General features: G+C 71.6%; 18 protein-coding genes. 9 read left to right on the top strand and 9 right to left on the bottom strand.

The genetic code is table 11. The features are described from left to right. Positions 1–48: 48 nt before the first annotated feature. The 3 genes from PCA76_RS02945 to PCA76_RS02955 are packed head-to-tail and all read right to left on the bottom strand — an operon-like array spanning position 49 to position 4,602. The gene (locus tag PCA76_RS02945) at positions 49–2,217 is read right to left on the bottom strand and encodes a 3-hydroxyacyl-CoA dehydrogenase NAD-binding domain-containing protein (protein WP_272615101.1); all 2,169 of its coding nucleotides are present in this window, start codon (positions 2,215–2,217) and stop codon (positions 49–51) included. 14 nt (positions 2,218–2,231) lie between these two features. Then, positions 2,232–3,446 carry an acetyl-CoA C-acetyltransferase gene (locus tag PCA76_RS02950; RefSeq protein WP_272615102.1) on the bottom strand — a complete coding sequence of 405 codons (1,215 nt, stop codon included), beginning with the start codon at positions 3,444–3,446 and terminating at the stop codon, positions 2,232–2,234. Next, positions 3,436–4,602 (bottom strand): acyl-CoA dehydrogenase family protein, encoded by a 1,167-nt coding sequence (locus tag PCA76_RS02955; RefSeq protein ID WP_272615103.1) that lies wholly within the window; start codon positions 4,600–4,602, stop codon positions 3,436–3,438. Before PCA76_RS02955 ends, PCA76_RS02950 begins: the two co-directional genes overlap by 11 nt. Positions 4,603–4,968: 366 nt before the next feature. On the opposite strand from PCA76_RS02955, the gene PCA76_RS02960 reads away from it, so the two are divergent. Beyond that, positions 4,969–5,613: a TetR/AcrR family transcriptional regulator gene (locus tag PCA76_RS02960; RefSeq protein WP_272615105.1), complete on the top strand. Its 645-nt coding sequence runs from the start codon at positions 4,969–4,971 to the stop codon at positions 5,611–5,613. 94 nt (positions 5,614–5,707) lie between these two features. Here the strand turns inward: PCA76_RS02960 and PCA76_RS02965 are convergent, their stop codons facing one another. Then, entirely contained in the window at positions 5,708–6,568 is an 861-nt protein-coding gene (locus PCA76_RS02965; protein ID WP_272615107.1) for a zf-HC2 domain-containing protein, read from the bottom strand. A gap of 72 nt (positions 6,569–6,640) precedes the next feature. On the opposite strand from PCA76_RS02965, the gene PCA76_RS02970 reads away from it, so the two are divergent. From PCA76_RS02970 to PCA76_RS03000, 7 genes are all read left to right on the top strand, one after another. After that, the gene (locus PCA76_RS02970) at positions 6,641–7,681 is read left to right on the top strand and encodes a TRM11 family SAM-dependent methyltransferase (protein ID WP_272615109.1); all 1,041 of its coding nucleotides are present in this window, start codon (positions 6,641–6,643) and stop codon (positions 7,679–7,681) included. Between the two features lie 442 nt (positions 7,682–8,123). Then, entirely contained in the window at positions 8,124–8,213 is a 90-nt protein-coding gene (kdpF, locus tag PCA76_RS02975) for a K(+)-transporting ATPase subunit F (RefSeq protein ID WP_036390805.1), read from the top strand. After that, positions 8,213–9,868, top strand: a complete 1,656-nt coding sequence (gene kdpA, locus PCA76_RS02980) for a potassium-transporting ATPase subunit KdpA (protein ID WP_272615112.1) — start codon at positions 8,213–8,215, stop codon at positions 9,866–9,868. Before kdpF ends, kdpA begins: the two co-directional genes overlap by 1 nt. 20 nt (positions 9,869–9,888) lie before the next feature. Beyond that, positions 9,889–12,084 (top strand): potassium-transporting ATPase subunit KdpB, encoded by a 2,196-nt coding sequence (kdpB, locus tag PCA76_RS02985; protein ID WP_272615113.1) that lies wholly within the window; start codon positions 9,889–9,891, stop codon positions 12,082–12,084. Continuing rightward, entirely contained in the window at positions 12,084–12,965 is an 882-nt protein-coding gene (locus PCA76_RS02990; protein WP_272615114.1) for a potassium-transporting ATPase subunit C, read from the top strand. The genes kdpB and PCA76_RS02990 overlap by 1 nt, the downstream gene beginning before the upstream one ends. Before the next feature lie 94 nt (positions 12,966–13,059). Next, entirely contained in the window at positions 13,060–15,609 is a 2,550-nt protein-coding gene (locus tag PCA76_RS02995) for a sensor histidine kinase (RefSeq protein WP_272615116.1), read from the top strand. Further along, a complete protein-coding gene (locus PCA76_RS03000; RefSeq protein WP_272615117.1) occupies positions 15,606–16,286 on the top strand; it encodes a response regulator in 681 nt (226 codons plus the stop codon). The genes PCA76_RS02995 and PCA76_RS03000 overlap by 4 nt, the downstream gene beginning before the upstream one ends. On the opposite strand, the gene PCA76_RS03005 is transcribed toward PCA76_RS03000, so the two are convergent. From PCA76_RS03005 to PCA76_RS03020, 4 genes are all read right to left on the bottom strand, one after another. Further along, the gene (locus PCA76_RS03005; RefSeq protein WP_272615118.1) at positions 16,274–16,657 is read right to left on the bottom strand and encodes an SAV_915 family protein; all 384 of its coding nucleotides are present in this window, start codon (positions 16,655–16,657) and stop codon (positions 16,274–16,276) included. The two genes, PCA76_RS03000 and PCA76_RS03005, sit on opposite strands and share 13 nt — an antisense overlap. 116 nt (positions 16,658–16,773) lie before the next feature. Then, complete coding sequence (locus PCA76_RS03010) at positions 16,774–17,277, bottom strand: universal stress protein (RefSeq protein ID WP_272615119.1); 504 nt, start codon at positions 17,275–17,277, stop codon at positions 16,774–16,776. Continuing rightward, a complete protein-coding gene (locus PCA76_RS03015) occupies positions 17,274–17,684 on the bottom strand; it encodes a hypothetical protein (protein ID WP_272615121.1) in 411 nt (136 codons plus the stop codon). Before PCA76_RS03015 ends, PCA76_RS03010 begins: the two co-directional genes overlap by 4 nt. Before the next feature lie 104 nt (positions 17,685–17,788). Next, entirely contained in the window at positions 17,789–18,751 is a 963-nt protein-coding gene (locus tag PCA76_RS03020; protein WP_272615122.1) for an SDR family oxidoreductase, read from the bottom strand. 156 nt (positions 18,752–18,907) lie between these two features. On the opposite strand from PCA76_RS03020, the gene PCA76_RS03025 reads away from it, so the two are divergent. Further along, the gene (locus PCA76_RS03025) at positions 18,908–19,663 is read left to right on the top strand and encodes a dienelactone hydrolase family protein (RefSeq protein WP_272615123.1); all 756 of its coding nucleotides are present in this window, start codon (positions 18,908–18,910) and stop codon (positions 19,661–19,663) included. A 270-nt stretch (positions 19,664–19,933) separates the two neighbouring features. Here the strand turns inward: PCA76_RS03025 and PCA76_RS03030 are convergent, their stop codons facing one another. After that, a complete protein-coding gene (locus PCA76_RS03030; protein WP_272615125.1) occupies positions 19,934–21,037 on the bottom strand; it encodes an L-dopachrome tautomerase-related protein in 1,104 nt (367 codons plus the stop codon). Between the last annotated feature and the right edge of the window lie 81 nt (positions 21,038–21,118).

Genomic DNA, 21,118 nt, shown 5'->3' on the forward strand with positions numbered 1-21,118 from the left:
CCGAGTCGTCGGCCGTCTCTGGCCCGCCGGGGGCCGACCAGGGCGCTGTCACGCGACGCCCGCCGGCTCGGTGGTGCGGTCGGCCGAGGCGGCGAGCCGGTCGACCAGGTCGGTGGGGGGCGTGAACCGGTCGCCGTAGAGGTCGGCCAGCTCGGTGGCGCGGGCCGCGAAGCCGGCCGGGCCGCCCGCGTACTGCCGGACGTAGCGGATCACCCCTCCCGTCCAGGCGGGAAAACCGATGCCGAAGATCGAGCCGATGTTGGCGTCGGGCTCGGTACGCAGCACACCCTCGTCGAGGCAGCGCAGCGCGTCGAGCGCCTCGGCGAAGAGCATCCGCTCCTGCAGGTCGGTGAACGGCACCGCCCGGCCCGCGTCGGTGGTCAGGTCGGCCAGACCGGGCCACAACCGGCCCCGGGTGCCATCGTCGTACGCGTAGAAGCCACGTCCGGCCGCGCGCCCCGGCCGGTCGTACGCGTCGACCAGCTCGTCGACGAGCCGGTGCGCCGGAAGCGGCAGGAACTCTTCACTGGCGGCCTCGAACTGGCGGCGGATCCGCTGGATCAGGGTGAGACTGACCTCGTCGGCCAACGCCAGCGGCCCGGTCGGGTAGCCGGCCTGGAGGGCGGCCTGCTCCACCGACGCGGCGGGAACACCCTCGGCCACCATGCCGACCGCCTCATCGAGGAACCGACCGATCACCCGGCTGGTGAAGAAGCCCCGACCGTCGTTGACCACGATCGGGGTCTTGCCGATCCGCCGGCCCAGGTCGAACGCCCGCGCCAGCGCCGCGTCGCCGGTCCGCTCGCCCACCACGATCTCCAGCAGCGGCATCCGGTCCACCGGGGAGAAGAAGTGCATGCCGATGAAGTCGGCCGGCCGGTCCACCCCGGCGGCCAGCGCGGTGATCGGCAGGGTGGAGGTGTTGGAGGCGAGCAGGGCGCCCGGTGCCAGCACCGGCAGCACCTCGGCGAAGACGGTCCGCTTCAACGCCGGGTCCTCGAAGACCGCCTCGATCACCGCGTCGCAGCCGGCCAGCGCGTCCACCTGGTCGGTGGTGGTGATCCGGTCCAGCACCGCGCGGGCGTCCGCCTCCGTTGCGCGGCCCTTGCGTACCTTGCGGGCCAGCAGCCGTTCCGCGTGCTCCCGGGCACGGCCAGCGGCCTCGGGGGTCACGTCCTTCACGACCACGTCCACGCCGGCGCTGGCGCAGGCGTACGCGATGCCCGCGCCCATCATGCCGGCGCCGAGCACCGCCACCCGGCGCACCGGGGCGACGTCCACCCCGGTCGGTCGGGCCGCGCCGCCGTTGACCGCCTTCAGGTCGAAGAAGAACGCACCGATCATGTTCTTGGCGACCTGCCCGGTGAGTAGACCGACCAGGTGGCGGGTCTCCACGGTCAGGGCGGTCTCCAGGTCGACCTGTGCGCCCTCGACGGCGGCGGCCAGAATCGCCTCGGGTGCGGGCAGCCGGGCACCCTTGAGCTGCTTACGCAGGGTGGCCGGAAAGGCGGGCAGCTGCGCGGCCAGCGAACGACTGGCCGGGGTGCCGCCAGGCATCCGGTAGTCCGGCCGGTCCCACGGCTGCGCCGGGTGGGGGTTGGCCGCGATCCAGGCCCGCGCACTGTCCAGCAGCTCTGCCTCGGTGGCGACCACCTCGTCGACCAGCCCGGCGGCCAGGGCGTCTGCCGGACGCATCCGTCGACCGGTGAGCAGCACCGTGGTCAACGCCCCGGCCAGGCCGAGCATCCGTACCGTCCGGGTGACACCGCCCGCCCCGGGCAGCAGGCCCAGGGTCACCTCGGGCAGCCCGAGCCGGCTGCCGGGCGCGTCCAGCGCAATCCGGTGGTGGCAGGCGAGCGCGATCTCCAGGCCACCGCCGAGTGCGGAGCCGTTGACCGCGGCGACCACCGGCCGGCCCAGCGTCTCCAGTCGGCGCAGGTCCCGTTTGATGGTGCTGAGCAGTTCGGTCAGCGCCGGCGCGTCAGCACGGGTGGCCCGGATCATCTCCGGCAGGTCACCGCCGGCGAAGAAGGTCGACTTCGCGCTGGTCACGATGACCCCGGTCAGCTCGTCGCGCTCAGCCTCCAGCCGGTCGAGCACCCCGCTCATGGACGCGGCGTACGCCCGGTTCATGGTGTTGGCGGACTGGTCGGGGTCGTCCAGGGTGAGCGTGACGATGCCGTCGGCGCCGCGGTCGTACCGGATGGTGTTGGTCATGGTCGTCCTCCGGGTCAGCAGCGCTCAAGAACGGTGGCGACGCCCATACCGCCGCCGATGCAGAGGGTCACCACGGCGCGGCGCAGGTCGCGGCGCTCCAACTCGTCCAACGCGGTGCCGAGCAGCATCGCTCCGGTCGCGCCGAGCGGGTGGCCGAGAGCGATCGCGCCGCCGTTGACGTTCACCCGGTCCGGGTCGAGGCCCAGGTCGCGGACGTACTTCAACACCACCGCGGCGAACGCCTCGTTGATCTCGAAGAGGTCGATGTCGTCGAGGGTCAGCCCGGCGACGGCGAGCGCCTTGTGGGTGGCCGGGATCGGGCCGGTCAACATCAGCGTCGGGTCGGCACCGGTGACCGCCGCGCCGACGATCCGGGCGCGTGGGGTGAGGCCGAGGTCCCGGCCGACCTCGCCCGAGCCGATCAGCACCAGCGCCGCGCCGTCCACGATGCCCGACGAGTTGCCAGCGTGGTGGACGTGCTCGATGGACTCCAACCAGTGGAACTTCTGCAGCGCGACCGCGTCGAAGCCGGCCGCCTCGCCCATCGTGGCGAAGGACGGCGTGAGCCGGGCCAGCGCCTCCCGGGTGGTCTCCGGGCGCGGGTGCTCGTCCACGGCGAGGATGTCCAGACCGTTGCCGTCGCGTACCGGCACCACCGAGCGGGCGAAGTGCCCGCCGGCCCACGCCTTGGCGGCCCGCTCCTGCGATCGAAGCGCGTAGCCGTCCACGTCGTCGCGGGTGAAGCCCTCCAGGGTGGCGATCAGATCGGCGCTGACGCCCTGCGGCACGAACGACGTGGCCAGCGCGGTCTGCGGGTCGGTGGCCCAGGCCGCTCCGTCGGAGCCCATCGGCACCCGGGACATCGACTCCACCCCGCCGGCGAGCAGCAGGTGCTCCCAGCCGGAGCGAATCCGCGCGGCGGCGGAGTTGACCGCCTCCAGCCCGGAGGCGCAGAACCGGTTGAGCTGCACCCCACCCACCTGGTCCGGAAGACCGGCCAACAGGGCCGCAGCCCGTGCCAGGTCGCCGCCCTGATCGCCGACCGGGGTGACGATGCCGAGCAACAGGTCTTCCAACCGGCCGACGTCCAGGCCGGGGTTGCGCTCCCGCAGCGCGTCGATCAAACCGACGACCAGGGAGATCGGCTTGACCCCGTGCAGCGCGCCGGTGTCCCGGCCGCGTCCGCGCGGGGTGCGGACCGCGTCATAGACGTACGCCTCAGAGGGCACGGGCGATCAGCTCCTTCATGATCTCGTTGGTGCCGCCGTAGATCTTCTGGACGCGGGCGTCCGCGTACATCCGGGCGATCGGGTATTCCGTCGTGTAGCCGTAGCCGCCGAAGATCTGTAGGCACCGGTCGATGACCTCGCACTGCCCGTCGGTGAGCCATGACTTCGCCATCGCCGCGGTGGCCACGTCCAGGTCGTCGCGGGTGTGCCGGACGATGCAGTCGTCCAGGAAGACCCGGCTGACCCGAGTACGGGTGGCGCACTCGGCGAGCACCATCCGGGTGTTCTGATGCCCCATCAGCGTCTTGCCGAAGGCGGTGCGCTCCTTGGCGTACGCGACGGTCAGCGCGACCGCGCGTTCCATGGCGGCGACCGCGCCGACGCCGATGACCAGCCGTTCCTGCGGAAGCTGCTGCATGAGCTGGATGAAGCCCAGCCCCTCGGCGCCGCCGAGCAGGTTGGCCACCGGCACCCGGAACTCGTCGAAGAACAGCTCGGCCGTGTCGTTGGCGTGCAGCCCGATCTTGGACAGCAGTCGGCCCCGGCGGAAGCCCTCCGGGTCCCCACCGACCTCGCAGATCAGCAGGGAGACACCGGCCGCCCGCTGCTCGGGGTCGGTCTTCACCGCCACGATGATCAGATCGGCCAGGCCGCCGTTGGTGATGAACGTCTTCGCGCCGGTGACCAGGTAGTCGTCGCCGTCGCGGACCGCCCGGGTACGCATCGCCTGAAGATCGGAGCCGCCGTCCGGCTCGGTCATCGCGATGGCGCCGACCAGCTCCCCGCTGCACAGGCCGGGCAGCCAGCGCCGCTTCTGCTCCTCGCTGCCGTACGCCACCAGGTAGCCGGTGACGATGCCACTGTGGACCGCCAGCCCGAGGCTGCTCTCCCCGGTGTACGCCTGTTCGTGCAGCAGCACCGCCTCGTGGGTGAAGCCGCCGCCCCCACCGCCGTACTCCTCCGGGACGGACAGGCCGAGCAACCCCAGCTCACCGGCGCGCCGGTAGTGCTCGCGGTCCGGATGGCCCTGCGCCAGCAGGCGGTCGGTGTGCGGCAACACCTCCTTGGTGAAGAAGGTGCGGGCCAGGTCTGCCAGGTCGTCGTGCTCCGGCTCGCGCCAGGGCGAGGGGGGACCGTCGGGCGGGGGCGTCGGCATGTGCACCACCCTCGCGCGCTGTTGGCGGCATGTCAATAAGTCGCGATCAGCAGCCGGCCGCAGGTCGTCGGGCGGTCGCAGAGGGCAGGCGGCCTCGGCCTCGGCCTCGCCACGACGCACGCGGCTGGCCGCCCGCTTGGTCCGCTTGGTCCGCTTGGTCTCGGCCGTTCCGCGTCAAAGGAGGCGGGGCCTGCGTTGATCGACTCCGGTTCCTTGAAGTCGGGCTGTCCGCAGGGCTGGGATACCCCGACTTCAATGAGACGGAGTCGATCAAGGCTCCTGGCACCAACTTTCCATCACTTGATCAAGGTGGCGCGGCGGTTGAGGCCGAGGCCGGCGGCGTGAGCTGCCGATAGGGTCGGGCAGATGAGTGTCGAGACGGCTCCGCGCCGCCGCCGTTTGGAGCCGGACGCCCGGCGTGGGCAGATCCTGGCCTGTGCGGTCCGGCTGTTCGGCGAACGCCCGTACGCGGACGTGTCGACCACCGACATCGCCCGCGAGGCAGGTGTCGCTCGTGGCCTGGTCAACCACTACTTCGGTGCCAAGAAGGATCTCTACCTGGAGGTCGTCCGGGTCATGGTGACCATCCCGGAGGTCGCCGTGGAGCGGTTGCCCAAGGGAGACCTGCGGACTCGCGTCGACGCCAGCGTCACCTGGTTCCTCGACGTGGTGTCCCGGCACAGCACCTCCTGGCTGGCGGCGGTCACCGCGCGGGGGATGGGCGGCGACGCCGACGTGGAGCGGGTCCTCGCCGAGGCCGAGGAGGTCGCCGCGGACCGGATGCTCGTCGCCGTCGGGCTGGCCGGCCAGGCGGAGCACCACGAGGAGTTGCGCGGAATGGTCCGGGCGTACTGCGGGCTGGCCACGTCGACCGCCCGGGAGTGGCTCCAGCGTGGCGCGCTGACCCGCGCCCAGGTGCACCTGCTGCTCACCACCACGCTGCTGACCATCGTCGAACAGGTCATCCCGCAGGTCATCGCCGGCGGCGAACCGGCTCGGCCAGAGGACTGAGCGCTGAGGGCTGAGCGCTGAGGGCTGAGCGCTGAGGGCTGAGCGCTGAGGGCTGAGGGCTGAGCGCTGAGGGCTGAGCGCTGAGGGCGCCCGCTCAGGCGGCGCGCCGGTCGCCGGCCTGGCCCGTACCCGCCGCCGGGGCGGCATGCCCGGTACGCGCGGCCGGGGCGGCATGGCGGTCGGCGGCCTGCGCCGGGTACGACTCGGGACGTACCACCCGCAGCGGCCGGTCCACCTCATCGGCGCCGAACCGCCAGCGTGACGGTGCCGGCTGCCGCTGCGGAGCGGGCCCACCGGGGCGCAGACCGGGCCGGGACAGCAGCACGGTGATCAGGTAGCCGACCACCAGGAACCCGTGGCTGACCAGCCGCTCCCCGCCCACCGATCCGGTGGCCAGGTCGTTGACCGAGAGCAGCAGCAACGTGCCGACGAACGCGCTGAGCATCGGCAGCAGCCCGGCGGGAGGGCTGCGGCGCACCGCCACGAAGAGGAACCCGGCGCCCACCGCCACGTTCCACGCGGCCGACTCGTGCCACAGGTGCTGGCCGGTGGGGTGCAGGTGATCGGCGGTCGCACCCCGGCCCACCTGGGCCAGGCCGAGCACCAACTGCACCGCGCCGAGCAGCCCGAGCGCCGCGCGTAGCCCCGCGACCAGCCGACCGCGCCCGAGCACCGCGCGCAGCCCGGCGACCAGCGGGCCGCGCCCGGCCACGCGCTGCCACCACGACCGGCGGGCCGGAGCCGCAGCGATGGCGGCCAGGATCGCCTCGGTCCGGTCGGGCACCTCGGTGACCAACCGGGTACGGACCCGACGGGTCACCGCAGCCGCCGCCGTGAACCAGGCCCGGCAATCGGCGCACCCGTCGAGGTGCCCCTGCACCGCCGTCAGTTCGGCGGCGGTCTCCTCCCCGTCCAACTGCGCGGACAGGACCTCCCGCCACTGCTCACACCCCATGTATCGGTAGTCGCTCCGAAGGCCGCTCCGGTTCCCGGCGACCGGGGGGCGTTGTGGAATACTCGCCGGATCATGACGCGTTACGGCCTGCTGATCCTGCCCGCCACCAACCGGGTGTACGCCCGCTCCGCTGTCGACCTCACCCGGGCCGAGCTGGAGATCTTCGGCCTTTCGGCGCTCGACGGCCGGATCGGCGAGCTGGACACCGAGGTCGTCGGCGGGGCCTCCTACGTCACCTTCACCGGTGACGGGTTGACCGAGCGGGACCTGACCGTGCTCGGCAACCTCTCCGCGGGCTACGCGCTGTTCGAGATCGTCGGCGAGCTGCTGCGGCCGATCGAGTGGAGCCGGCTGGACCGCTACGACGACGACCTGCTCACCATCCAGAAGTACCCGGGCAAGACCAACGAGCAGTTCACCAAGTTGCTGCTCAACGTCACTCTGCTCGCCTCGGACTGGGCCACTGAGCTGACCAGCCGTCGGTTCCGGGTGCTCGACCCGCTGTGCGGTCGGGGCACCACCCTCAACCAGGCGCTGATGTACGGCTTCGACGCCGCCGGGATCGAGCGCGACCAGAAGGACGTCGAGGCGTACCGGGCGTTCATCACCACCTGGCTGAAGCAGAAGCGCGTCAAGCACCGGGTGCTGGAGTCGGGGCCGGTGCGGCGGGAGCGCAAGGTCGTCGGCCGGCGGGTCCGGATCGAGTTGGCGCCGAGCCGCGAGGAGCACAAGGCCGGCCAGACGCAGTTGCTGGACGTGGTCAACGCCGACACCACCCGCGCGGCGGAGTTCTTCCGCCCGGAGACCGTCGACCTGGTCGTCGCCGACGCGCCGTACGGCGTCCAGCACGGCAGTCGTACCGCCCAGCAGGGGTTGACCCGCGATCCGCTGGCGTTGCTCGCGGACGCCGCACCGGTCTGGGCGCGGCTGCTGCGCCCCGGCGGTGCGCTCGGTATCTCCTGGAACACCCACGTCGCCAGCCGCGAAGACGCGGCTGCGGCGCTGGCCGACGCCGGCCTGACCGTGGTCGACGCCGAGCCCTACCGTGCGCTGCGGCACCGGGTCGACCAGTCGATCATGCGTGACGTCCTGGTAGCCCGCCGCCCAGCCTGACCGCCCCCGCCCCGCCCCGCCCCCCCGCCCCCCGCGCGCCCCCGCGCGCCCCCGCGCCCCCGCGCGCCCGCGCGCCCCCGCGCCGCCCCACCCCCGCGTCGATCTAGGGCAGATCGTCGTGAGTTGATCTCCTCGAACAACGATTCGCCCTAGATCGACGCGGGGGGTGGGGGCTTCGCCCCCGGGGGTTTGTGGCGGCGTTTCACCTGTTTGGCGGGCAGGTGTGAAAACCACGTCAAGAAAAGGTTCGCCACCGTCATGGTCGCGTTATGACCCCTGTCGTCCGGCAGGTGGTGGGGCTTTGATTGCCCGGCGCGACCGGAAGGCGGTCGCGACGAACCTTTCCGGTATGAGGAGTCAGCGTGTCTGACGTGGTGTTCGTGGTCCTGACGGTGGCGCTGTTCGCAGCGCTCGCCCTGGTGGTCCGGGCGGTGGAGAAGCTGTGAACGCGGTCAATGCCGTCGGCCTGGTGCTCGCGATCGTCCTGGGCGCGTTCCTGGTGTTCGCCCTGCTGTTTCCGGAGCGCTTCTGATGACCATGACAACAGCGGGCGTCATCTTCGTGTTGACGCTGGTGGCGGCCATCGTGGTCGTCTACAAGCCGTTCGGCGACTACATGTTCCGGGCGGTCTCCGGCACCAAGCAGTCGCGGGTCGAGCGGGGAATCTTCCGACTGGTCGGGGTCAACCCGGCCGCGGAGCAGACCTGGGGCGTGTACGCCCGCAGCGTGCTGGCGTTCTCCGCGATCTCGCTCCTGTTCCTGTATCTGTTCCAGCGGGTGCAGAACCACCTGTGGCTGTCGCTGGGCTTCGACCCGGTGGTGCCGCACGGCGCGTGGAACACCGCCGTGTCGTTCGTGGCCAACACCAACTGGCAGTCGTACTCCGGTGAGTCGACGATGGGCCACCTGGTGCAGATGGCCGGGCTGGCGGTGCAGAACTTCGTCTCGTCGGCGGTCGGCATCGCGGTGGCGGTGGCGTTGCTGCGTGGGTTCGCCCGCAGCCGCACCGGGCAGCTCGGCAACTTCTGGGTCGACCTGACCCGGATCACGCTGCGGATCCTGCTGCCGGTCGCGGTGCTCGGCGCCATCGCGCTGATGCTCGGCGGGGCGGTGCAGAACCTGTCCGGCGGCACCGACGTGACCACGCTGACCGGTGGCACCCAGACCGTCACAGGCGGCCCGGTCGCCAGCCAGGAAGTAATCAAGCTGCTGGGCACCAACGGTGGCGGCTTCTACAACGTCAACAGCGCCCACCCGTTCGAGAACCCCACCAGTTGGACGAACTGGTTGGAGATCTTCCTGATTCTCCTGATCCCGTTCAGCCTGCCCCGGGTCTTCGGCCGGATGGTCGGGCAGAACCGGCAGGGCTACGCCATCGCCGCGGTGATGGGCATCCTCGCGTTCGCCAGCGTCGCTCTCACCAACATCTTCGAGTTGGCCGGCCACGGCACGGTGCCGCAGGCGGTCGGTGCCGCGATGGAGGGCAAGGAGGTGCGGTTCGACGTGTCGAACTCGGCCACCTTCGCCGCCGCCACGACGCTGACCTCAACCGGTGCGGTGAACTCGTTCCACGACTCGTTCACCTCGCTCGGCGGCATGATGACCATGGTCAACATGATGCTCGGTGAGGTCGCGCCGGGTGGTACCGGTTCGGGTCTCTACGGCCTGCTCATCCTTGCGGTGATCACGGTCTTCGTGGCTGGCCTGATGGTGGGCCGCACCCCGGAGTACCTGGGCAAGAAGATCGGCTCGCGGGAGATCAAGTTCGCGTCGCTCTACTTCCTGGTCACGCCGATCCTGGTGCTTGTCGGTACGGCGGCCGCGTTCGCCACCGGCAACAACTCCACCGCGCTCAACGTCGGCCCGCACGGCCTCTCCGAGGTGCTGTACGCGTTCACCTCGGCCAGCAACAACAACGGCTCCGCCTTCGGCGGCATCACGGTCAACACCACCTGGTGGGACACCGCGCTCGGGTTGTGCATGCTGCTGGGCCGGTTCCTGCCGATCATCTTCGTGCTCGCGTTGGCCGGTTCGCTGGCCCGCCAGGCACCCACCCCCGCGTCCGAGGGCACCCTGCCGACCCACCGACCGCTGTTCATCGGCATGGTCGTCGGCGTCACGGTGGTCCTCGTCGCGCTGACCTTCCTGCCTGCGCTCGCGCTCGGCCCGCTGGCAGAGGGGCTCTGACCATCATGAGGAACGAGGACATGTCCGTCACGTCCGCGCCAACAGAGCAGCTCCCGGGCACCCCTGCCACCCAGGGCAACCGGGTCGGCGGGGGCCTGCTCGACCCCAAGCAGCTGATCCGGTCCCTGCCGGACGCCGCACGAAAGCTCAACCCGGGAACGCTGTGGCGCAACCCGGTGATGCTGATCGTGGAAGTCGGCGCGGCCTTCACCACCATCCTGGCGGTGACCGACCCGTCGGTGTTCGCCTGGGCGATCACCATCTGGCTCTGGCTGACCGTGCTCTTCGCCAACCTGGCCGAGGCGGTCGCCGAGGGCCGGGGCAAGGCCCAGGCCGCCGCGCTGCGGCAGGCGAAGAAGGACACCATCGCCACCCGGCTGGTCGACTGGAAGCCCGGCGCACGGGCCAACACCTACCGCGACGAGGCGGTCCCTGCGCCGGAGCTTCGTCAGGGCGACTTCGTGCTCGTCGAGGCCGGCGGCATCATTCCCGGTGACGGCGACATCGTCGAGGGCATCGCCAGCGTCGACGAGTCGGCCATCACCGGCGAGTCGGCCCCGGTCATCCGGGAGTCCGGTGGTGACCGCAGCGCGGTCACCGGCGGCACCAAGGTGCTCTCCGACCGGATCGTCGTGCAGATCACCCAGAAGCCGGGGGAGAGCTTCATCGACCGGATGATCGCCCTGGTCGAGGGTGCCAATCGGCAGAAGACGCCGAACGAGATCGCGTTGAACATCCTGCTCGCCGCGCTCACGATCATCTTCCTGCTGGCCGTGGTCACCCTGCAGCCGCTCGCCATCTTCTCCAAGGCGTACCAGGCGGCCGCCCCGGACAGCGGCGCGATCACCGACTCCGGTGTCACCGGGGTGGTGCTGATCTCGCTGCTCGTCTGCCTGATCCCGACCACCATCGGCGCGCTGCTCTCCGCCATCGGCATCGCCGGCATGGACCGGCTGGTGCAGCGCAACGTCCTCGCCATGAGCGGCCGAGCCGTCGAGGCGGCCGGCGACGTCAACACCCTGCTGTTGGACAAGACCGGCACCATCACGCTGGGCAACCGGCAGGCTGCCGAGTTCGTACCCGTCGAAGGGGTGACCGCCGAGGCCTTGGCCGACGCCGCGCAGCTGTCCAGCCTGGCCGACGAGACCCCCGAGGGGCGCTCGGTGGTCGTGCTGGCGAAGAACGAGTTCGGGCTGCGCGAGCGCGAGCCCGGCGTGATGCCGCACGCCACCTTCGTACCGTTCACCGCGCAGACCCGGATGAGCGGCGTCGACATGACCCCGGACGCCAGCGTGGACGGCGGCGCGGTCGGCACGGCCCGCCGGGTTCGCAAGGGCGCCGCAGCCGCGGTGATGAAGTGGGTACGGGAGAACGGCGGGCACCCGACCGAGCAGGTCGGCGAGATCGTGGACGGGATCAGCAGCACCGGCGGCACCCCGCTGGTCGTCGCCGAGCACATCGACGGTGAGCCCGCCCGCGCGCTGGGTGTCATCCACCTCAAGGACGTCGTCAAGTCCGGCATGCGGGAACGGTTCGACGAGATGCGCCGGATGGGCATCCGGACCGTGATGATCACCGGTGACAACCCGCGTACCGCGAAGGCGATCGCCGACGAGGCCGGGGTGGACGACTTCCTGGCCGAGGCGACGCCGGAGGACAAGCTCGCGCTGATCAAGCGGGAGCAGGAGGGCGGCCGCCTGGTCGCGATGACCGGCGACGGCACCAACGACGCGCCGGCACTCGCTCAGGCTGACGTCGGGGTGGCGATGAACACCGGTACGTCGGCCGCCAAGGAGGCCGGCAACATGGTCGACCTCGACTCCGACCCGACCAAGCTGATCGAGATCGTGGAGATCGGCAAGCAGTTGCTGATCACCCGTGGCGCGCTGACGACGTTCAGCATCGCCAACGACATCGCGAAGTACTTCGCGATCATCCCGGCCATGTTCGCCGGCCTCTACCCGAGCCTGGATGCGCTGAACATCATGCGGCTGTCCAGCCCGGAGTCGGCGATCCTGTCCGCGGTCATCTTCAACGCCCTGGTGATCATCGCGCTGATCCCGCTCGCCCTGCGGGGCGTGCGGTACCGGCCGGCCGCCGCGTCGAAGCTGCTCAGCCGCAACCTGCTGGTGTACGGACTGGGCGGCATCATCGTGCCGTTCATCGGGATCAAGCTCATCGACCTGCTCATCCAGTTCATCCCGGGGATTTCGTGATGCGCCTACCCAACTGGCTCGCCCAACACCTCGCCGCCCTGCGCGCCGTGCTCGTCTTCACGGTCCTGCTCGGCCTGGTCTATCCGCTGGCCCTGGTAGCGGTTGGTCAGCTGCCCGGCCTCAACCACAAGGCCGACGGCTCGCTGATCGAATCGGGTGGGACGACGGTCGGCAGCGCGCTGATCGGCCAGTCCTTCACCGACGCGGACGGCAACCCCATCCCGCGCTACTTCCAGTCCCGCCCGTCGGCCGCCGGCGACGGCTACGACCCGACCTCCACCTCGGCCAGCAACCTGGGCCCGGAGAGCGTGGTCGACACCCTCGCCACCGACCCGGAGGAGTCCAGCGAGAGCCTGCTCACCCAGGTGTGCGGGCGCAGCAAGGAGGTCGGCGAACTCAATGGAGTCGACGGCCGACGCCCCTTCTGCACCGACGAAGGGGTGGGTGCCGTGCTCGCGGTCTTCCGCGCCGACGGTCTGACCGGTCCGGTCACCCGGGTGGTCAGCGTCAACCAGGCCGCCCCGGCCACCCCGTTCGTGTCGTCGTACCAGGGGGTGCCGGTTGAGCTCGCCCAGCCGGGCGAGGACTACGTGGCCGCCGGCGGGGTGGTCACCCCGATCCGCGGCAACGCGCCCGCCGACCCGGCTGTGCCCGCCGACGCGGTCACCGCCAGCGCCAGCGGCCTCGACCCGCAGATCAGCCCGGCGTACGCCGAACTGCAGGTGAACCGGGTCGCGCGGGAGCGCGGCGCGGACCCGGCAGCGGTCCGCAAGCTGGTGGACGAGCACACCGGCGGACGAGGGCTCGGCTTCATGGGCGAGCCGGGGGTCAACGTGCTGGAACTCAACATCGCGTTGGACAAGCAGTTCCCCGCGCGCTGAGCACGCATTGAGCACGACACCGGGCGAGGCCGTTCCACGGAGCGGCCTCGTCCGGTTCTCGCATCGGCGATCCTGACCAGGAAGGATGGTTCGCGTGCCACGCGGAGAACTGCGCATCTACCTCGGGGCCGCCCCCGGCGTCGGAAAGACGTACGCCATGTTGGAGGAGGCCCAGCGGCGTGCCGCGCGCGGCACCGACGTGGTGATCGGCTTCGTGGAGACCCACGGCCGCCAGCACACGGCCGCGATGCTCGGCGACCTGGAGCAGGTGCCTCGCCGCACGATGACCTACCGGGGCGCCGAGTTCACCGAGATGGACCTGGACGCGGTGCTGGCCCGCCGGCCGGAGATCGCGGTGGTCGACGAGTTGGCGCACAGCAACGTGCCGGGTTCCCGGCACGACAAGCGCTGGCAGGACATCCAGGAGTTGCTCGACGCGGGAATCGACGTGCTGTCCACGGTCAACGTGCAGCACCTGGAGTCGGTCAACGACGTCGTCGCGCAGATCACCGGCACCACCCAGCGGGAGACCGTGCCGGACGAGATCGTCCGCGCCGCCGAGCAGGTCGAGTTGGTCGACATGACCCCCGAGGCGCTGCGCCGGCGGATGGCGCACGGCAACATCTACCGACCCGACAAGATCGACGCCGCGCTGGGCAACTACTTCCGGGTCGGCAACCTCACCGCGCTGCGCGAGGTGGCGCTGCTCTGGCTGGCCGACAAGGTCGACGAGCAGCTCGACCGCTACCGCAGCCAGCAGGGCATCGCGGCAACCTGGGAGGCCCGGGAACGGGTCGTGGTCGCGTTGACCGGTGGCCCCGAGGGCGAGACGCTGATCCGCCGGGCGGCACGGGTCGCGGCCCGGAGCAAGGGCGCCGACCTGCTCGCCGTACACGTGGGCCGCAGCGACGGCCTGGCCGGCGCCGACCCTGCCCAACTGGCCCGCCAGCGAGTGCTGGTGGAGAGCCTGGGTGGCACGTACCACCAGGTGCTCGGCACCGACGTGCCGGCCGCGCTGCTGGACTTCGCCCAGGGCGTGAACGCCACCCAGCTGGTGCTCGGCGCCAGCCGGCGGGGCCGCTTGGCGCAGATCTTCGCCCGGGGTGTCGGCGTGACCACCACCGCGCTCTCCGGGTCGATCGACGTGCACCTGGTCACCCACAAGCAGGCCGGCAAGGGCCGCTGGGCGGCAGCCGTGCCGGCGGCGCTGTCCCGGCGTCGGCGGCTGCTCGGCTTCGCCCTGGCCGTGCTGGGCGTGCCGCTGCTCACCCTGCTGTTGCAGACCCTGCCCGACCTGACGCTGACCAACGACATCCTGCTGTTCCTGGCCGGGGTCGTCGGTGTCGCCCTGGTCGGCGGGGTGTGGCCGGCTCTGGTCGCCGCGCTCGGCGGCTCGCTGCTGCTCAACTGGTTCTTCACCCCGCCCTACCGCACGCTGACCATCGCCGAGGCGGACAACCTGCTCGCCCTGGCCGTCTTCGTCGGCGTGGGGTTGGCGGTGAGCTGGATCGTCGACGTGGCCGCACGGCGGACCCGGGAGGCCGCGCGCGCCGCCGCCGACGCGCAGACCCTCGCCGCCGTCGCCGGTGGCGTACTGCGCGGCGAACGCCCGCTGCCCGCGCTGCTGGAACAGCTTCGGGAAACCTTTGGGCTGCGCGCGGTGAGCGTGCTGGAGTTGGCCGAGGAGGCCAGTGGTCGCCCGGAGCGAGCCCACGAGGAGCACGCCTGGTGTGTCGTGGCCAGCGTTGGCGAGCAGCCCGCCTGCACGCCCGACGGCGGTGAGACCGCGGTCCCGGTCGACGACCGGATCACCGTCGTGCTCAGCGGCCGGCGGCTGGAGGCCGCCGACCGACGGATCGTCGAGGCGTTCGCCGCCCAGGCCGCCGTCGCGCTGCGTCAGGAGCGGCTCGCCGAGGAGGCCGCCGCGGCCAAACCGTTGGCGGCGGCGGACCGGATGCGCACCGCGCTGCTCGCCGCGGTCAGCCACGATCTGCGTACGCCGCTAGCCTCGGCGAAGGCGGCCGTGACGAGCCTGCGCAGTCAGGACGTCGAGTTCGACGAACAGGACCGCGAGGAGCTGTTGGAGACCGCCGAGGAGTCACTGGACCGCCTCGCCCGGCTGGTCGCCAACCTCCTGGACATGAGCCGACTACAGGCCGGCGTCCTCGGCATCACGGCGACGGCGATCGGCCTGGAGGACGCCGTACCCCTGGCATTGGACGAACTTGGCCCGGCGGCCGCGACCGTCGGCACGGACATCCCGGCCGACCTGCCGGCCGCTACCGCCGACCCGGGCCTGCTGGAACGGGTGCTGGTCAACATCGTCGCCAACGCGCTGCGCTACAGCCCGCCCGACCAGCCCCCCATGATCACCGCCAGCGCACACGCCGGCCAGGTCGAGCTGCGGGTGATCGACCGGGGTCCGGGCATTCCGGAGGACCAGTGGGAGCACGTCTTCCTGCCGTTCCAACGCCTCGGCGACCGGGACAACCAGACCGGTGTCGGTCTCGGTCTTGCCCTGTCCCGGGGGTTGGCCGAGGCGATGGGTGGCAGCATCACCCCCGAGACCACCCCCGGCGGTGGGCTCACCTTGGTGCTGCGGCTGCCAGCCGCGCAGACCAGCTCGGAGGGGCCGCAGGAATGACTCGCATCCTGGTCGTCGACGACGAACCGCAGATCCTGCGTGCCCTGCGGATCAACCTGCGCGCCCGCCGGTACGAGGTGGACATCGCCGCAACCGGTGCCGCCGCGTTGAAGGCCGCCGCCAGCCACCCGCCCGACCTCGTGGTGCTGGATCTCGGCCTGCCCGACATCGACGGGGTCGAGGTGATCCGAGGTCTACGCGGGTGGACCGCCGTGCCGATCATCGTGCTCTCCGGCCGGGCCGGCAGCGAGGACAAGGTCGCGGCGCTCGACGCCGGGGCGGACGACTACGTCACCAAGCCGTTCGGGGTGGAGGAGCTGCTGGCCCGCATCCGCGCGGTGACCCGCCGCCTCGGCGCGTCCAGCGAGGCGGTGCCGGCGCTGCGGATCGGTCAGCACACCGTCGACCTGGCCGACCACAGCGTGCTGCGGGACGACGGCACCGAGGTCAAGCTGACGCCCACCCAGTGGAGCGTGCTGGAGAAGCTCCTGCGCCACCCCGGCAAGCTGGTCAGCCAGCGCCAACTCCTCCAGGATGTGTGGGGGCCGGAATACCAGAACGAGACCAACTACCTGCGGCAGTACCTGGCCCAACTGCGGCGCAAACTGGAGGACGACCCGGCCCGGCCCCGGCACCTCATCACCGAGCCCGGGATGGGCTACCGCTACCGCCCCTGACCGGCGCCCGATCCGGTGCTGACCGGGACCGCGCTGACCTCGGACCGAGGGCCGGCGAGTGCGGCCGGGCTCTGGGCCGGCACGGTCGGCGCGGCCCGGTCTCCGTTGCGCGGGTCGAGTGGCGGCGCCACCAGCAGCGGGTCGACCTGGATCACGTCGATGCCGAGCGGGCGCAGCATGCCGCGTAGCGCGGACTCGCACAACTCTTCCCACTGCTGGTCGGCGCCCATCGCGGCGGCCAGCAGCTCCGGCCGGGTGAAGGCGATACCCAGCCGCTGGCCCTGCGGCGAACGGCCGGTTCGCACCGTCCGCACCAGCCGTCCCGGGAGGTCGCGCACCGGAACGGCGTAAATTATCGGGGCCTCGTCCATGGTGGGGCTGATCCTTTCCATTCCTGCCGCCGCAGCGGCGGTCATCGGCTGTGCCGCCGCAGCGGCGGTCATCGGCTGTGCGCGCCGCGGCGGTGATCGGCTGTGCGCCGCGGCGGTCATCGGCTGAATCGTTCGAGGTCGCGGGCGAAGCGGCGGATCGTCGCGGCCCGCGCCCAGGACGGCGCGGGCACCGTGACGACCGGCACGTCCGCCCTGGTCACGCAGTACCGGGTGACGTGGCCGCGCGACCGGCCGAACCGGCCGCGATCGGGGCTGCCGACGACGAGTAGGTCGGACTCCCGGTGCGCGTGGTCGACCAGCACCTGACCGGCGTACCCCTGGGTCGCCACCAGCCGCACGGCCACGTCCCGGGGTATGCCACCGAGTGCCGCGTCGAAGACACCGCGCAGGTAGACCAGGGCCGCCCGGTCGCATTCGTCCTGCCAGCGCCAGGTCAGGGTGCCGGGCCGCCACGTCGGCGCGAAGACCCACGCGCGTACGGCGTCCAGTTGCGCGCCTTCGCGCCGGGCCAGCTGCATCGCGCGGCGCAGTGCCTGCATTCCGGCGAACGAGCGGTCGACGCCCACCACGATCCGTCGGGCGACTGCTGGGTTGCTCATGCGGCGGGCACCACCCAGGCCGGCGCGTCCTTCGCGGTACGCGGGTCCGCCGGCGTGGTCAGGTCGAGCGCGCGGAGGATGTAGTTGGCCACCGCCACTTCCACTCCGGCGCGGCGGCGCAGGTCGGCCACGGCGCGGTGCAGCACGGTCATGCTGTCGGCGGAGAGCCGCACCACGGCATCGACGTCAGCGGCGATCCACCAGGCGGCGACGGCGCACGGCTCGTGCCGCAGGTACTCCACGAGGTGACTACCGGGCGCGGACGGGCCGAGCCGGACGCTGACCAGCGCCTCGTGCCGCCGCTCCGGCTCGCCTGCCCTGGTCACGGGCTCGCCGGGGCTGTCGTCTGTTTCGGTGCCGGGTGGCAGGTCTCCGCGTTCCCAGCGTGTCATCCGCCAAGGACTCATGGACCCATCGTCACCACCGGGCGACGGTGGTGCGCCCGTCGATACGCCGTTTCGACGGGCCACCGCCAATTCTTGACGCGGTGTTCACGCGCCGCGCGCCCCGGTCAGTTGCCGGGGAACTCGACGCCCACCAGTTGCTCGGAAACGGTCCAGAGTTGGGCGGCGTCACCGGTGCTGCGGGCCGGGCGGTAGACGGCCAACTCGGTCGGTGCGCCGGTGAACTGCCCCAGACCGTCCGGGCCGTAGAACCGACCGCCCTGCGCCTGTGGGCTGGTGGCCGCGTAGAGGGCGGGGAGCAGCCCGGCATCCACCGAGTGCACCAGGATGCCCCAGCGGGCCAGCCGAGTCATCACCGAGTGGTGCAGCGAGGGCCGGCTGCGGCCCAGGTTGGGACCGGACGCGTAGAGGTTCGTCATGGTGGTGCCCGGGTGGGCGACGTTGCTGACGATTCCCCAGTCGCCGGCTCGACTGCGCCGGTCCAGTTCCAGCCCGAAGTGCAGGGTGGCCAGCTTGGAGGCGTTGTACGCGCGGATCGCCGCGTACCGGCGGGTGCTCTGCAGGTCGTCCCAGTCCAGCCGGCCGGAACGGGCGGCGCTGCTCGACATGGTGGTGACCCGCGCCCGCCCGGCCCGGAGCAGCGGCAGCAGCCGTGCGTTCAGCGCGAAGTGGCCGAGGTGGTTGGTGCCGAGCTGGAGCTCGAAGCCCTGGGCGGTGGCATGCCGGGTGGGGGGTGTCATCACGCCCGCGTTATTGATCATGAGGTGGATCGGTCGACCCTCGCCGAGCAGCGAGTCGGCCAGCCTGGCCACCGAGTCCAGCGAGGCGAGATCCAGCTCCCGCGTCGATACGACGGCCCCCGGCGCGGCGGCCCGGACGGCATCCAGCGCGGCGGCGCCCTTGGCCGGATTGCGGACCGGCAGCACCACCTCGGCACCGGCACGCGCCAGCCGCGTGGCCAGGCCGAGGCCCAGGCCGTCACTGCCGCCGGTCACGACGGCGAGCTTTCCAGTCAGGTCCGGAACGGTCAGGTCGAGCACAACAACCCCCAGGTCGACGGTGTCCCTCATCGGTCGTGGACAAGCCTGGGTCGGTCGCCGGCCATCACCCAGGGCGGTCTTGTCCAGGGATCGGCGGTCCCCGGCTCGGGCCGGGTAACGAATCGGGCCGGCTGCGTGGCGAGTAGCGTTCTTGACGATCAACATCTCTCGTACGAGGAGGCTCCGGTGCAGACGACGACGGTGGACATTCCGACCGGCGACGGGGTCGCGGACGCGTCCCTCACCCGGCCGGACGGCAACGGCCCGTTCCCGGCGGTGCTGCTCTTCATGGACGCCATCGGGCCGCGCCCGCGCCTGGTGGAGATGGCCGAGCGGATCGCGGCCCGGGGCTACCTCGTGCTGACGCCCCACCTGCTCTACCGGGGCGGCCGGGCACCGCTGTTCGACCTGTCCCGCCTCGGCGAGGCCGACCAGCGTGCCGCCATCTTCGCGAAGGCCATGCCTCTGATCGGCGCGTTGACCGCCGACGTGATCAGCCGGGACACCGCCGCGTACCTCGACTTCCTGGCGGCCCGGGACGACGTCCGGCCCGGTCCGGTCGTGATCACCGGTTACTGCATGGGCGGCACGAACGCGCTGCGGGCCATCGAGGCGTACCCGGACCGGATCGCCGCGATCGCCAGCTTCCACGGCGGGCGCATCGTCACCGACGCGCCGGACAGCCCGCACCTGGGCGTCGACTCGATCACCGGCGAGGTGTATTTCGGGCACGCCGACGAGGACCAGTCGATGACGCGTGAGCAGATCGCCACGCTGGAGAAGGCCCTCGACGCCGCCGGCGTGCGATACCGCTCCGAGGTGTACGAGGGCGCACACCACGGCTTCACCATGGCCGACACCCCGGCGTACGACGAGCAGGCCACCGAGCGCCACTGGGTCGCCCTGTTCGACCTGCTGGACCGCACCCTGCCGACCACCTGACAGCCAGCGCGGGCCGTCCGGAGGAAGCTAGCGAGCCTGGGCCCAGCCGACGAAACGCGAGGCCGGGCCAGCCGGCGGGGTGCTTGGGTTGAGCGCGGTGAGGTCGGCCGTGGCGTCCGCCTGGAGCGACGCCAGGTGGACGAGTAGGGCCGGGCGGTCCGGCGCTGACCTTCGTGAAGTGTGGTGATCAAAGGTTGAAAAGTAGGTCGGAGGCGGTCTGGGGACCTACTTTTCAACCTTTGATCACTGCGTACTACGCCGGTGCCGCACTCAGCGGCGCAGGAGCACCGGGCCGGCGTCGATGCGGGTGCGGAACAGCGCGTACGGCCGGCGACGCAGGTCCTGGCCACGCTGGTACTGCGGCTGCCGGTGCAGTTGGTTGGCGGTGACGTAGAGGTACCCGTCGGTGGCCACGGACATGGTGTCCGGCCAGAGCAGCCGTGGGTCGTGGACCAGGGTCTCGTACTCGCCGTCCGGCAGCCGACGCAGCACCGCGTTGTGTTCGTACGAGGTGAGGTAGAGCCGGCCCGCGTCGTCGCTCTCCAACCCGTCCGAGGCGGTGCCCTTGTCGCCTTCGTCGAGAACGGTCGCGGCGACCGCCTCCTGGGTGACGCCCGGGTCGGCCAGCGCCTCGGTGGAAACGCTGTACCAGCGTCGGGACGCCAGCGGGCAGTAGTGCAGCCGGTTGCCGTCGGCCGAGATGGCAATGCCGTCGGAGCCCATCATCACTGGCTTCGGCGGCCCGTCCGCCGGCCGTTCGAGGAACGGCCGGCCCTCGACCACCGGGCGGAACGCCGCCAGCGGCTCGGCCTTCGTGGACGGGTGGTCGTGCAGCCGCCGCCAGGAGGCCCCGCTGGCCAGGTCCACGACGATGATGCCGTTCGGCCCGGAGGCCGCCGAGTCGGTGATGTAGGCAACCCCCGCCTCGCCCCGCCGCAGATCGAAGCGGACATCGTTGAGGTACGTCGTCGGCAGCGCCACGTCCGCCGGGAAGGTGATCACCTGGGCGACGGTGTCGGTGTCCAGGTCGACGCGGACCAGCTTCGGGCCGCCGGGCTTCGTGGGCTGGAACATCGGGCTGCCGGTGTCCAGCACCCAGAGCCGGTCGGCCGGGTCCACCACGATGCTCTGCACCGACACGAAGGCACCCGCGTCGTCAACGCCGGACGGGTCGTTCCACGGCTGGTCGGGGTAGGGCACCTCCCGGCCGTCGCGCAGCTCGACGACGGTGGCCGGCACCTCGTCGCCCCACTTCGGGAAGTTGACGAAGATCCGGCCCCGGTGCGAGACGCTCACCCCGGTCGGCATCGGGCCGGTGAAGGTGTGCACCAGTTCCAACTCGCCGATCGGCTCGTCGCCCACCGGCCCGTTCATGACGCCCGTCCCACACTGCTCATCGTCTCGCCCCCTGCCGGTGGGCCCGACCCACGCTGGCCGGGTGACCCGCATGCCGCT

It is taken from the genome of Micromonospora sp. LH3U1 (assembly GCF_028475105.1).
GTDB lineage: Bacteria > Actinomycetota > Actinomycetes > Mycobacteriales > Micromonosporaceae > Micromonospora.

Coding starts and splice junctions, on each gene's coding strand:
- PCA76_RS03020 (WP_272615122.1), bottom strand. CDS start 18,751: ATGAGGGACACCGTCGACCTGGGGGTTGTTGTGCTCGACCTGACCGTT.
- kdpA (WP_272615112.1), top strand. CDS start 8,213: ATGACCATGACAACAGCGGGCGTCATCTTCGTGTTGACGCTGGTGGCG.
- PCA76_RS03030 (WP_272615125.1), bottom strand. CDS start 21,037: ATGAACGGGCCGGTGGGCGACGAGCCGATCGGCGAGTTGGAACTGGTG.
- PCA76_RS03015 (WP_272615121.1), bottom strand. CDS start 17,684: ATGAGTCCTTGGCGGATGACACGCTGGGAACGCGGAGACCTGCCACCC.
- PCA76_RS02970 (WP_272615109.1), top strand. CDS start 6,641: ATGACGCGTTACGGCCTGCTGATCCTGCCCGCCACCAACCGGGTGTAC.
- PCA76_RS03000 (WP_272615117.1), top strand. CDS start 15,606: ATGACTCGCATCCTGGTCGTCGACGACGAACCGCAGATCCTGCGTGCC.
- PCA76_RS02960 (WP_272615105.1), top strand. CDS start 4,969: ATGAGTGTCGAGACGGCTCCGCGCCGCCGCCGTTTGGAGCCGGACGCC.
- PCA76_RS03010 (WP_272615119.1), bottom strand. CDS start 17,277: ATGAGCAACCCAGCAGTCGCCCGACGGATCGTGGTGGGCGTCGACCGC.
- PCA76_RS02990 (WP_272615114.1), top strand. CDS start 12,084: ATGCGCCTACCCAACTGGCTCGCCCAACACCTCGCCGCCCTGCGCGCC.
- PCA76_RS02955 (WP_272615103.1), bottom strand. CDS start 4,602: ATGCCGACGCCCCCGCCCGACGGTCCCCCCTCGCCCTGGCGCGAGCCG.
- PCA76_RS02965 (WP_272615107.1), bottom strand. CDS start 6,568: ATGGGGTGTGAGCAGTGGCGGGAGGTCCTGTCCGCGCAGTTGGACGGG.
- PCA76_RS02945 (WP_272615101.1), bottom strand. CDS start 2,217: ATGACCAACACCATCCGGTACGACCGCGGCGCCGACGGCATCGTCACG.
- kdpB (WP_272615113.1), top strand. CDS start 9,889: ATGTCCGTCACGTCCGCGCCAACAGAGCAGCTCCCGGGCACCCCTGCC.
- PCA76_RS03005 (WP_272615118.1), bottom strand. CDS start 16,657: ATGGACGAGGCCCCGATAATTTACGCCGTTCCGGTGCGCGACCTCCCG.